The organism is Pantoea phytostimulans, from assembly GCF_046118715.1.
Taxonomy (GTDB): Bacteria; Pseudomonadota; Gammaproteobacteria; order Enterobacterales; family Enterobacteriaceae; genus Pantoea; species Pantoea phytostimulans.
The window spans coordinates 3365953-3379174 of the sequence record NZ_CP173698.1 but is presented as its reverse complement, the minus strand read 5'-3'; the positions used below and the strand labels follow the sequence as shown (position 1 = coordinate 3379174).

Here is a 13222-nt window from a genome sequence, read left to right as displayed (position 1 = left end):
GCCTTGGCACAAGGAAAGAGCAGAAATGGGCAGACCAGATCGGGTAGACGAGTCACCCAGAAGCGCCCCACCTTGCAAAACGTCCGACTGGGAACGTTTCTGGTGACAACCCAAGGGATTCAGCCCCTGTAGCCGACAATCAATCCACCGCGAATTGACCACCTCGGCGTCGCTCCCCCTGATGTGTTTTCACTGGATTACGGTTCCTCCAACACACTGCCTGGGCGACGCGCCTCTTCTGGCTTGCGCTTAGTGGCGCAAGTAGGCGCATAGAAATATCGGTTTCTGGCCCCGCTGTCAACGCTGTTGCCTGAAGGATTTTTCATTTTCAGAGCACCGCGTGGCAAATTTGCCCGCGCCGCAGCAATTAGAGTGCTAAATGGGTTCAGCCAGCAGGCTATTTCCTGATGCGGCACAAGGAAGGTGAAGCAGATTTTCGCCACACTACGCCCTGTTTTTGCATCGAACTAACCCGAAAATTGAGGCCAGAAAAATCTGGCGAAACGACGCGCCAGGCCGCACCTGCCCGCGAATGGTTCGATACCAACACAATCACTGCGGTGACAAATTTTTTCCTTTCAGTTGCAACTGTGGTCATACTGAAACGCTAACCGGGTACGCTGTGACCCCGATGGAATGACGGTTCTTAATATCAACAAGAGTGTTGCCATGAAAAATATCAATCCGACACAAACCGCAGCCTGGAAAGCGCTGCAACAGCATTTTGAACAGATGAAAACGGTAGAAATCGCCGACTTGTTTGCCCAGGATGCCGATCGTTTTGCCAAATTCTCTGCCACCTTTGATGATCAGATGCTGGTGGATTTTTCGAAAAACCGCATCACTCAGGAAACCCTCGATAAATTACAGGCGCTGGCGAAAGAGACCGATCTTAGCGGTGCCATCAAATCCATGTTCTCTGGCGAGAAGATTAACCGCACCGAAGATCGCGCGGTTCTGCACGTTGCGCTGCGCAACCGCAGCAACACGCCAATCGTGGTTGATGGCAAAGATGTAATGCCGGAAGTGAACGCAGTGCTGGATAAGATGAAAGGCTTCTCTGAGCGCATCATCAGCGGCGAATGGAAAGGCTATACCGGCAAACCGATCACCGATGTCGTCAATATCGGTATTGGCGGCTCGGACCTCGGCCCTTTCATGGTGACCGAAGCGCTGCGCCCCTATAAAAATCATCTGAACATGCATTTTGTCTCCAACGTTGATGGCACCCATATCGCCGAAACGTTGAAAGATCTCAGCCCGGAAACCACGCTGTTCCTGGTGGCTTCTAAAACCTTCACCACGCAAGAAACCATGACAAACGCCCACAGCGCGCGTGACTGGTTCCTGAAGACGGCGGGCGATCAGCAGCATGTGGCGAAGCACTTTGCCGCGCTGTCGACCAACGCGAAAGCGGTGGGTGAGTTCGGTATCGATACCAATAACATGTTCGAATTTTGGGACTGGGTTGGCGGACGCTATTCACTTTGGTCAGCGATTGGCTTGTCGATCATTCTTTCCATCGGTTTCGATAACTTCGAGCAGCTGCTAAGCGGCGCGCATGCAATGGACAAGCATTATTCCAACACGCCGGCTGAACAAAACTTGCCGGTGCTGCTGGCGCTGATTGGTATTTGGTACAACAACTTTTTTGGTGCTGAAACCGAAGCTATTCTACCTTATGACCAATATATGCACCGTTTTGCGGCCTATTTCCAGCAAGGCAATATGGAATCCAACGGTAAATATGTCGATCGCGAAGGCAATCCGGTGGATTACCAAACCGGCCCAATCATTTGGGGCGAGCCTGGCACCAATGGTCAGCACGCGTTCTATCAGCTGATTCACCAAGGCACCAAATTGGTTCCGTGTGACTTCATCGCCCCTGCGATTACGCACAATGCCTTAACCGATCATCATCCAAAACTGCTGTCGAACTTCTTTGCTCAAACCGAAGCGCTGGCATTTGGTAAGTCGCGTGAAGTGGTTGAAAAAGAGTTTACTGATGCCGGTAAAACAGCGGAATCCGTTGCGCACATCGTGCCATTCAAAGTGTTTGAAGGTAACCGCCCAACCAACTCGATTCTGCTGCGTGAAATTACGCCGTTCAGCCTGGGCGCACTGATTGCACTGTATGAGCACAAAATTTTCACTCAAGGTGCCATTCTGAATATCTTCACGTTCGATCAGTGGGGCGTGGAATTAGGTAAGCAACTGGCAAACCGTATTCTGCCTGAACTCGAAAATGACGACAAAATTGAGAGCCATGACAGTTCCACCAATGCCTTAATTAACCGCTATAAATCCTGGCGTTAATTTATTGCTGATTTCACTGGGCGGCATTATTGCCGCCCTTTTTTTGCCATAAAAGCTGAAACTGGGCGCTAATTAACCCCATCCCCCCTGCTCAACCGTTAGATAATTCTTAAAATAACCTCAGTAAATTCTGAACTTGCTGTTTTTTTTCTGGGTTTAACCCTATTAAAACTGGCCCTAAAACGCAGCCGAAAAATAATTAGCCATTGATTATTAACGTAATTATTATTTGCCTGTGATCAGGAAAATCTGATTATTCCTATTCCGTACCAATATTTAATAAAATGGCACAAAACACTTTGAAATATTCATAGCGCCAGCCAAATATCTGGCTAGATGGCGTAAACCTCCGATTTAAAAAGTGATTAACGCCAAATTGGCTTAATTATGACCGTCTTGCGCCCTCTTTTTCACTGGCTTTTACATACGCTGAACTCTGGTAATTTGTTGCCCTATACTGAACGCGCCCGCAATGGGCAACCCCGTAGTTTTTACGTTGTTGGTGCGCAAATATCGCCTGCCTGCAGCGTTAATGACGAAGGGGAAAGATCCTTCATTCACTCAATGCAGGAAATGTTGTTATGAAAAAATACATGGTTGCCGGTGCAGCCCTACTTTACGTTGCTGTCTCTTCCAGTGCTTTTGCAGCGCCAGAAGAAGCAGGTGCCGCAGCAGGCGCGCAGGCGGGAGCAATCTCTGCCGGTGCGTCTACCGCTGTCGGTATCGGCGCACTCGGCGCGTTAGTGGGACTCGGCGTTGCCGCTTCTGGCGGTGGTGACGGGGCAAATACCGGTACAACAACCACGACCACAACGAGCACCACTCGTTGATGTAGCACCTTTAAACATAACCACACTTTCGTGTGGTTATTTTTACTTTGGCATGACTTATCAGGGACACACAGTGCGCCAACTTCCTCTGCTGCTCGCTTGCCTGTTGCTGCAGGCTTGTACACAAACGCAAAAAGGGCTGGAACAAACCGTGATGCTAGCCATCAGCGGCCCCGATGATGTAACCGTTACTGACCAACAGGTAGACGCTCTGCCTTACGCCAGCATTTACGCCCGAATCAATGAAGGCCCGCGTATTTTTGTTGTGCTGGGTTACAACGAAAACAATCAACAAAAATGGGTAACGCAAGACAAAGCCATGCTGGTGACCGCAAAGGGTCGTTTGATTAAAACGCTGGGCCTGCCAGACGATTTACAGCAGGTTAGCAATCTGCAGCAGGATCCACTCGCAGACAGCCTGCACATTCAAGAGGGTGCAAGCTGGACACGCATTGTGCAGTGGACCGAACAAGGTAAAGTGCGCGCTGGCACGGTCAGTTCCACTTTCCAGCGCGGCGACGATGAAGTGATAGAGATTGCGGGTAATCGCATCGCCTGTCGGGTTTGGCATGAGCAGGCGCGTATCGACAGCTTGGGTCGCGAATGGGAAAACACGTTCTGGATCGATAACCGCAGCGGCGAAGTGGTGCAAGCCCATCAGATGCTGGCGGCGGATGCCTTCCCTGTTGAAATCACCATTCTGAAGCCGGCAAAATCATGAAAAAAATAACGCTAATGCTGACCGGTCTCAGCCTGTTCAGCGCAACAGTTTTGGCTGAAGGCCAGATAACAGTCCATGCGCCGCACAATCAGAACAGCGTGCAAATTGATGCCGTACAAAACCTGGCACAGCTGATGACACAACCTGCACTGCTGCCCTTTAGCCAGGGCGCGGTTATCGCTGAACGCGGTGCCACCGCCGTGGCACAGCAACAATACCAACAAACCCTGGCCCAGTTGCGGGCATGGCGTGCCGACAGCAGCGGCGATCGTGCTGCTGCTATCGATGAAGTACTTCGTCAGTTAGGTGAAATCAACGTTACCGGACGCCAGTTTACCCCGCTGGATCCCGACTGGATTCGTCTGCACCCCGCTGATAATCGCCGCCTCGAAGGGCAATACGATCTTTATCTGGCTGCGCCGACAAATACCGTACTCGTGCTGGGCGCACTCTCCGGTGCCGGGAAAGTCACCTGGCAGCCAGGCCAATCGGTCCGTCAGTATCTGGCAAATCATGAGCTTCTCTCCGGTGCTGAGCATAATTTTGCCACGGTGATCTCCCCTTCCGGTACGACCCAGCAAGTGCCTGTCGCTTACTGGAACCACCGTCATGCTGAAGTTGAACCCGGCAGCATTATTTGGCTCGGTTTCTCTTCATGGAGCTTGCCTGGCGCTTATGACGACCTGAACAGTCGCATGCTTACCGTTCTGACTCACCGGATACCAGACTGATGAAAAAACGTTATCTCTTCAGCCTGTTGGCTGTTTCTGTGGCGACCGCGTGTCAGGTACAAGCTGGCACTTGGCAGGAACCGGTTGGCCCTTCTCAATCGGACTTTGGTGGTGTTGGCCTGCTGCAAGTGCCTACGGCGCGCATGGCAAAAGAGGGTGAATTTAGCCTGAACTTCCGCGATAACGATCAATATCGCTATTACTCTGCGTCATTGCAGCTATTTCCCTGGCTGGAAACCACCGTGCGCTATACCGATGTGCGCACCCGTGAGTACAGCGCCGTTTCATCATTCAGCGGCAATCAAAGTTACAAAGATAAAGCATTCGACCTGAAGTTACGCTTGTGGCAGGAAGGTTACTATTTGCCAGAAGTCTCATTGGGTACACGCGATCTCGGCGGCACCGGTTTGTTCGACAGCGAATATCTGGTCGCCAGCAAAGCCTGGGGTCCGTTTGATTTCACGCTCGGCCTTGGCTGGGGCTACCTTGGTAACAGCGGTACGGTCAAAAACCCCTTCTGCTCTTATAGCGACAGCTATTGCCAGCGCCCGGGCGTAGGCCAGGCGGGTTCGATCAACGGCTCACAAATGTTTCATGGCCCAAGCGCCCTGTTTGGCGGTGTGGAGTATCAAACGCCGTGGCAGCCGCTGCGCCTGAAGATGGAATATGAAGGCAACGATTATCAAGATGATTTTGCCGGTCGTTTAGAGCAGCGCAGCAAGCTGAACGTCGGCGCTATTTATCGAGTTACCGATTGGGCTGATATCAACGCCAGCTACGAACGCGGCAATACGTTTATGTTTGGTGTGACCATCCGCACTAACTTCAACGACCTGCGTCAGGAACATCTCGACAGCGCTAAACCTGCTTATGATCCGCATCCGCAGCCGACGCTGTTAGAACCGACAGTGGTTGCCAACCAGTTAACTGACCTGAAGTACAACGCCGGGCTGAATGGCCCGCGCATCCAGACCAAAGGCCATACGCTGTTTGTCTCTGGCGAGCAGACTAAATATCGTGATACGCGTGAAGGTGTTGATCGCGCAAACCGTATCATGATGAATAACCTGCCGGCTGGCATCGACACCATTAACGTCACAGAATCGCGCTTTAACATGCCGCAGGTCACCACTGAAACCAAGGTTTCCAGCCTGCACAATGAACTGGCCGGTTATCCGTTGGGCCATGAACAACCTTTGCAGCAAACGCGTAAAAATCCGGTTGATGCCGGACAAACTGAACAAGGGATGTTTATCCGTAAGGATCGACTGAATTACAGTTTGTCGCCGGTGCTAAACCAATCGGTGGGCGGCCCAGAAAGTTTTTATATGTATCAGGTTGGCGTAATGGGTAACGTTGATTTCTGGCTTACCGATCACCTGTTGGTTGGCGGCAGCCTGTTTGGCAACCTTGCTAATAACTACGACAAGTTTAACTACAACGGCGCGCCTGCCGATTCAACCTTGCCCCGCGTACGTACTCACATTCGTGATTACGTCGAGAACAATGTGTACGTCAATGACCTGCAAGCCAATTACATGGGACATCTCGGTAATGGCTTCTACGGTCAGATATACGGTGGCTACCTTGAAACGATGTACGGTGGCGTCGGTGGCGAACTGCTTTATCGCCCGGTCGACAGCAACTGGGCAGTGGGCGTGGATGCAAACTATGTCCGCCAGCGTGACTGGGACAACATGATGCAGTTCACCAACTACAAGGCGCCAACGGGTAATGTCACCGCTTACTGGCGTCCGTGGTTTATGCAGGATGTGTTGGTGAAAGCCAGCGTCGGGCAGTATCTGGCGAAAGACAAAGGCGTCACGGTAGATCTCTCCAAACGCTTTGATAGCGGCGTGATGGTTGGTGTCTACGCCACCAAAACCAACGTTTCGTCAGAAGAGTATGGCGAAGGTGACTTCACCAAAGGCTTCTATATCTCTATTCCGATGGATCTCTTCACTGTGACGCCAACGCGTGGCCGTGCGCAGGTTAACTGGGTGCCGCTGACGCGTGATGGTGGTCAGATGCTGGGACGTAAATACCAGCTGTATGATTTGACTTCCGATCGCGACGCACGATTCAACTGATACCAGAGAGAATAAAACAAGGGCGACCACCGGGTCGCCCTTGTTGTTTACGCTGTTCTGCTGCTAATCCGCATCGTAACCCAGGTTCGGTGCCAGCCAGCGTTCGACTTCCGTTACCGACATCCCTTTACGTGCCGCATAATCCTCAACCTGATCGCGCTGAATCTGCGCCACTGCAAAGTAGCGGCTGTCAGGATGGCTGAAGTACCAACCTGAAACTGACGCGCCAGGCCACATGGCAAAAGATTCCGTCAGCTTCATACCGGTCATGGTTTCAACGTCCAGCAGTTGCCAAATCGCGGCTTTCTCGGTGTGCTCCGGGCAGGCCGGATAACCTGGCGCAGGGCGAATTCCCTGATAATTTTCGCGAATCAACTCTTCATTGCTGAGGTTTTCATTCGGCGAAAAGCCCCAAATCACTTTACGCACCCGCTCATGCAGATACTCGGCAAATGCTTCTGCCAGACGATCGGCGAGCGCCTTAACCATGATTTTGTTGTAGTCGTCATGCTGACGGTCGTAAGCCTCTGCCAGCTCATCTTCTTCGAGTCCGCCTGTAACGGCAAACGCGCCAAAGTAGTCCGCTTTTCCGCTGCTTTTAGGGGCGACGAAATCGGCCAGGCAGTAGTTGGCGAAGTCGGTTTTCTCTGTCTGCTGACGTAAGTGATGACTCACACTTATTACGTCGTCACGCTGCTCATCTTTGTAGATATGAATGTCATCACCAACGCTATTGGCCGGGAAAATACCGACGACACCGCGTGGCGTCAGTGCGCCTTTTTCACTCAGCTTATCCAGCATATCGTTGGCGTCGGCAAACAGGCGTTTCGCCTCTTCACCTACCACCTCATCTTCAAGGATGCGCGGATATTTGCCCGCCAGCGACCAGGTCATAAAAAACGGCGTCCAGTCGATGTAGTTACGCAACGTATCAATGCTCGCCTCTACCGCGCTAACACCAAGACGATGCGCCACCGGCGGCGTGTAACTTTCCCAGTCAAGGCTGGTGGCGTTATCACGCGCAACCTGCAATGAAACCGGCGGCGTACGCGGTTTCTTGCGGGCGTGCTGAATACGCACAGTTTCGTACTCTTTGCGGGTGCGTGCCACGAAGTCATCTTTCAGCGTAGCGGATAACAGTGAGGAAACCACGCCAACCGTGCGCGAGGCATTTTGCACATACACTGTCGGGCCGCTGTAGTTCTGCTCAATTTTCACCGCGGTATGCGCTTTTGATGTGGTCGCGCCGCCAATCAGCAGCGGCAGCGTGAAGCCTTGACGCTCCATCTCTTTGGCCATATTGACCATTTCATCCAGCGACGGCGTGATCAAGCCCGATAAGCCAATGATGTCAGCGTTCACTTCGCGGGCGGTTTTCAGGATTTTTTCGCCCGGTACCATCACGCCAAGATCGATGATTTCGTAGTTATTACACTGCAACACCACGCCAACGATATTTTTACCGATGTCATGCACATCGCCTTTTACCGTCGCCAGCACGATTTTACCGTTGCTGCGCCCCGCTTCTTTGCTCGCCTCAATAAAGGGTTGCAGATAAGCCACCGCTTGCTTCATCACCCGCGCTGATTTTACTACCTGCGGCAGGAACATTTTGCCCTCGCCAAACAGATCGCCCACCACGTTCATACCTGACATCAGCGGACCTTCGATCACTTCAATTGGACGCGGAGCCTGCTGACGCGCCTCTTCAGTATCCTGTTCAATAAATTCGGTAATGCCTTTAACCAGCGAATATTCCAGGCGCTTCACCACGTCCCAACTGCGCCATTCAGCCAGCTGTTTTTCTTGTGAGCCATCGCTTTTGCCGCCGCGATATTTCTCGGCTAAATCCAACAGCCGTTCGGTGCCATCATCGCGGCGGTTGAGAATAACGTCTTCGACCGCGTTTCGCAGTTCGTCAGCCAAATCGTCATAAATCGCCAGCTGACCGGCGTTGACGATCCCCATATCCATGCCTTTTTGGATGGCGTAATAGAGGAACACGGCGTGAATCGCCTCACGCACCGGGTCGTTGCCGCGGAATGAGAACGAGACGTTGGACACGCCGCCAGAAATCATCGCATGTGGTAATTCGCGTTTGATGTCTTCACAGGCGCCGATGAAATCCATTGCGTAGTTGTTGTGTTCTTCAATGCCGGTCGCCACCGCAAAGATATTGGGGTCAAAAATGATGTCTTCCGGCGGGAAGCCCACTTGCTCAGTCAGGATTTTGTAGGCGCGGCGACAGATTTCAATTTTTCGCGCGCGCGTATCTGCCTGACCGACTTCGTCAAACGCCATTACTACCATCGCGGCGCCGTAACGACGTACCTGACGCGCATGATGAATAAAGGCCTCTTCGCCCTCTTTCATTGAGATGGAGTTCACGATGCCTTTGCCCTGAATACATTGCAGGCCTTTTTCGATCACTTCCCATTTCGAGGAGTCGATCATGATCGGCACGCGTGAAATGTCAGGTTCACCGGCGATCAGATTCAGGAAACGCACCATCGCCGCTTCGGCGTCAAGCATGCCTTCATCCATGTTGATGTCGATGATCTGCGCGCCGCTTTCAACCTGCTGCAACGCCACTTCCAGCGCTTCGTTGTACTTATCTTCTTTAATCAGGCGTTTAAACTTGGCTGAACCGGTAACGTTGGTACGTTCACCCACGTTCACGAACAGCGACTCAGCGGTAATATTCAGCGGTTCAAGACCGGAAAGCCGGCAAGCGACGGGAATTTCTGGCAGCTTACGTGGCGCAACGCCTTCAACCGCACGCACCATTGCGGCAATGTGCTCCGGCGTAGTCCCACAGCAGCCGCCGATAATATTGAGAAAGCCTGACGTCGCCCATTCACCAATCTGCTGCGCCATAATGTCGGCGTCGAGGTCATATTCACCAAAGGCGTTGGGTAAACCCGCGTTTGGATGGGCGGTAACGTAACCTTCCGCAATGCGCGACAGCTCTGCCACATACTGACGCAGCTCATCGGGACCCAGCGCGCAGTTAAGGCCAAACGACAGCGGTTCGGCGTGACGCAGCGAGTTATAAAAGGCTTCAGTGGTTTGCCCAGAAAGCGTTCGCCCAGAAGCGTCGGTGATGGTGCCCGAGATCATCAGCGGCAGGTCCACGCCCAGCGCTTCCATCTCAGTTTTAACCGCGTAAACCGCCGCTTTGGCGTTCAGGGTATCAAACACCGTTTCAATCATGATGATGTCAGAACCCCCTTCCACCAGCGCCCGTGTGGATTCACGATAAGCATCCACCAACTGATTGAAGGTCACGTTACGATAAGCGGGATCGTTAACATCCGGCGAGATCGAGCACGTGCGGTTAGTTGGGCCTAATACGCCCGCGACATAGCGTGGACGATCCGGCGTTTTCGCCGTCCATTCATCTGCGCTGGCGCGCGCAAGCCTGGCGGCTTCGAAGTTGATCTCTGCCGACAGCGATTCCATCTGGTAATCCGCCATCGCGATAGTGGTAGAGTTAAAGGTATTGGTTTCGAGAATATCGGCACCCGCGGCAAGGTAGGCGTTGTGGATCTCGCGGATCACTTCCGGCTTGCTCAATACCAGCAGATCGTTGTTACCTTTGAGATCGCAGGACCAGTCAGCGAAACGGCTGCCGCGAAAATCCTGCTCATCCAGCTTGTAGCTCTGGATCATGGTGCCCATGCCGCCGTCCAACACCATAATGCGTTGCGCGAGCTGCTGATGCAGCGCTTCGATTTTGTTGCTCACTGTTGCCTCATTAACGTCAATCTGCTGGCAGAAATACCCGCCCGACATACTGTCATAACTTCGTGAAGGGTCAAAGCAACCTTGGATGAGACATTTTCAGGCAAAACGACTAAGAGATCCGACCAGAAAAGCGTTGATTGCAAATCAGCCAATTAAAACGAAAATGATTTCCATATTGCAGAAGGAGAAACAGCAATGGTTACACCTGTGGCCGCCAAACGCGGTAAGAAACCTCGCGGCACGATCGCTGCTACACCTGCAGTCGGGCAGGTTCAATCCTTAACCCGTGGCCTGACATTACTGGAACTGATCGCGGATTCTCACGGCAGCGTCGCACTCACCGAACTCGCTCAGCAAGCGGGTTTACCTAATTCCACCACGCATCGTTTACTGACTACCATGCAGCAGCAAGGCTTTGTGCGTCAGGTCGGCGATCTCGGCTTTTGGACTATTGGCGCCCATGCTTTTGTGGTCGGCAGCAGCTTTTTGCAGAGCCGCAATCTGCTGGCCTTGGTGCATCCGGTGTTGCGCTCGTTAATGGAGACGTCGGGTGAAACCGTTAACCTGGCGGTGCTGGATCTCAGCGATCATCAGGCGGTGATTATCGATCAAGTGCAGTGTACGCAGTTGATGCGCATGTCTGCGCCCATTGGGGGAAAATTACCGATGCACGCCTCTGGCGCGGGCAAAGTTTTTCTGGCGCATCTGACCGACGAACAAGTCACCGCGCTGCTGCATCAAAAGGGATTGCATCACTACACACCCAAGACGCTGATGTCGCCGCAAAGCCTCAAAGCAAACCTGGCTCAGGTGCGTAAAGCGGGATTCTCATTTGATGATGAAGAACATGCGCTGGGCCTGCGCTGTGTGGCAGCACCGATTTATGACGAACACGGTGAAGCCTTCGCCGCTATCTCTATTTCAGGGCCGATTGCACGCATGACTGACGATCGCATCACCGAGTTAGGCGCGCTGGTCATTCGTGAAGCACGTCAGGTAACGCTGGCGTACAGCGGACGTTAGCATAACGCTCGCTGAAGCGCTGCGCCTGCTGCCAGGCGATGACCTCCTCGACGTGACCTTGCGTGATGCGCTGCTGCTGGGCACGCCACCAGCTCGCGTCGAAAAGCTCAGGGTGCAGCTGCTGTAACAGCGCGCCTGTTGTCGCTTCACTGCACAATGCGTAGCGAAAGGTTTCGGGAAAAACATCATCCACTCCCACGCTGTACCAAGGCTCAGCGCTTAACTCATCCTCTTCATAACGCGCTGCCGGCACGTCACGAAAATGGAGTTCACTCATTGGGCGGATTTCATCGTAGTCATAAAACACCACGCGACCATGGCGCGTCATACCAAAATTTTTAAACAACATATCACCAGGAAAGATATTGGCCGCCGCCAACTGTTTGATGGCATTACCGTATTCCGTGATGGCATGCTTTCGCTGTGCGGCATTCGCCTGAGTAAGATAAAGGTTGAGTGGCTGCATACGTCGCTCCAGCCAAAGATGGCGGATGATGAGGCGATCGCCTTCAATATGCATTTTTTCAGCAATCGTCGCGTTAAGTTCCGCCATTAGTGCAGGAGAAATTTGCTTCAACGGCAGCGCGAACTGCTCAAATTCCTGAGTATCCGCCATGCGTCCTACGCGATCGTGTTCTTTAACCAATTGATAACAGGCGCGCACCTGCGCTTCTGTAACCTCTTTTTGTGGGGCAAAGCGGTCTTTGATCACTTTGAATACCCGATCAAATCCTGGCAGCGTGAACACCATCATCACCATGCCACGCACGCCAGGCGCGACTTCACAAGGGTGTTGCGTGTTAGCCAACGCCTGGAGGTACTCGCGATAGCTTTCAGTTTTACCGTGTTTCTGGCAGCCGATTGCCATATAGCGTTCAGCGAGCGTTTTGCCCGGTAGAATCGGCTGTAGCCACGCCACCAGCGCGGCGGGGATCGGCGCATAAACCATGAAATAAGCGCGCGCGAAACCAAACACAATGCTGGCATCGTCCCTCGCCGTTAGGCAAGTATCGATCCACAATTCGCCCTTTTCGCTGCGCTGAATCGGGAGCAGAAAAGGATAAATTCCCTGCGGCAAATGCAACCGCGCCACAATCCAGGCGGTTTTATTACGGAAAAAAAGTTCACAGCTTACGTCCAGCCAACCCTGTTCTAATTCCACGGCCGTAAAGTGTTCATTGAGATGCTGCACAATCCACTTTTCATCCCGCGCACTATCCTGCCACTGAAGTGTTAAAGGCAGATCGCGCAGCAGCTGATGAATCAGCGCCAGCCAGCCTTGCTGCGGTTGATAGCAGCGAGAGAGCGGACGCGAAGGCGCAATATTTGTCGCACCAGGTTGCGAGCTCACGATAAACAAACGCTGGGGTTGTAAATGTTCGTGTCCATGCAGTCGGCAATAAACCGAGTTGAAAAAGCTTTCAGCAATTTCATAGCGTGGGTAGCCCGGCAGCAAGGTTTCGTAATGACTTTTTACCCGCAACCAAAACGCATCATCCCAGCTGGCGGCGCCGTTCAGAATGCGCAGCTGATCGGCGACTAACCCAACATGATGATCATAAAGATGAATACGTGCCTTCATCGCCTGCTGCACCGCATGCCATTCGGCCTGCTCGAAGCGCTGCTGCGCGCCAGCGGTGATATCCAGAAAGCGACCATACTGGGCGTCGAAACCTTGCAGAATGGTATGGGCAATCAACGATTCGCGTGGCGGCATGGCGCGTCCCCCATAAAAAGCCCGCCTGTGAAGTGGCAGGCGGGAAA

Annotated in this window: 8 protein-coding genes and 1 riboswitch; of the genes, 6 read left to right on the top strand and 2 right to left on the bottom strand. The window is 52.7% G+C overall.

Translation table 11 applies throughout. The annotated features are described in order from the left end of the window. Window positions 1-52: 52 nt before the first annotated feature. A riboswitch (Lysine riboswitch) is annotated at window positions 53-246 on the bottom strand. Window positions 247-669: 423 nt separating this feature from the next. The 5 genes from pgi to ACF2G4_RS15765 all read left to right on the top strand — a co-directional run bounded on the left by pgi (window position 670) and on the right by ACF2G4_RS15765 (window position 6688). Continuing rightward, window positions 670-2316 carry a glucose-6-phosphate isomerase gene (gene pgi / locus ACF2G4_RS15785; protein ID WP_215847920.1) on the top strand — a complete coding sequence of 549 codons (1647 nt, stop codon included), beginning with the start codon at window positions 670-672 and terminating at the stop codon, window positions 2314-2316. Window positions 2317-2897: 581 nt separating this feature from the next. After that, entirely contained in the window at window positions 2898-3146 is a 249-nt protein-coding gene (gene yjbE, locus ACF2G4_RS15780) for an exopolysaccharide production protein YjbE (protein WP_215847921.1), read from the top strand. Between the two features lie 73 nt (window positions 3147-3219). Next, complete coding sequence (locus tag ACF2G4_RS15775; RefSeq protein ID WP_243078804.1) at window positions 3220-3867, top strand: YjbF family lipoprotein; 648 nt, start codon at window positions 3220-3222, stop codon at window positions 3865-3867. Further along, window positions 3864-4598 carry a capsule biosynthesis GfcC family protein gene (locus ACF2G4_RS15770; RefSeq protein ID WP_409075123.1) on the top strand — a complete coding sequence of 245 codons (735 nt, stop codon included), beginning with the start codon at window positions 3864-3866 and terminating at the stop codon, window positions 4596-4598. Before ACF2G4_RS15775 ends, ACF2G4_RS15770 begins: the two co-directional genes overlap by 4 nt. Further along, window positions 4598-6688, top strand: a complete 2091-nt coding sequence (locus ACF2G4_RS15765) for a YjbH domain-containing protein (RefSeq protein ID WP_409075122.1) — start codon at window positions 4598-4600, stop codon at window positions 6686-6688. The genes ACF2G4_RS15770 and ACF2G4_RS15765 overlap by 1 nt, the downstream gene beginning before the upstream one ends. A 63-nt stretch (window positions 6689-6751) precedes the next feature. On the opposite strand, the gene metH is transcribed toward ACF2G4_RS15765, so the two are convergent. Continuing rightward, window positions 6752-10435, bottom strand: a complete 3684-nt coding sequence (gene metH, locus ACF2G4_RS15760) for a methionine synthase (RefSeq protein ID WP_409075121.1) — start codon at window positions 10433-10435, stop codon at window positions 6752-6754. A 195-nt stretch (window positions 10436-10630) separates the two neighbouring features. Between metH and iclR the strand changes: the two genes are divergently transcribed. Then, entirely contained in the window at window positions 10631-11458 is an 828-nt protein-coding gene (gene iclR, locus ACF2G4_RS15755; protein ID WP_215847925.1) for a glyoxylate bypass operon transcriptional repressor IclR, read from the top strand. On the opposite strand, the gene aceK is transcribed toward iclR, so the two are convergent. Further along, a complete protein-coding gene (aceK, locus tag ACF2G4_RS15750) occupies window positions 11412-13175 on the bottom strand; it encodes a bifunctional isocitrate dehydrogenase kinase/phosphatase (protein WP_243078807.1) in 1764 nt (587 codons plus the stop codon). The genes iclR and aceK overlap by 47 nt on opposite strands. Window positions 13176-13222: the final 47 nt, after the last annotated feature.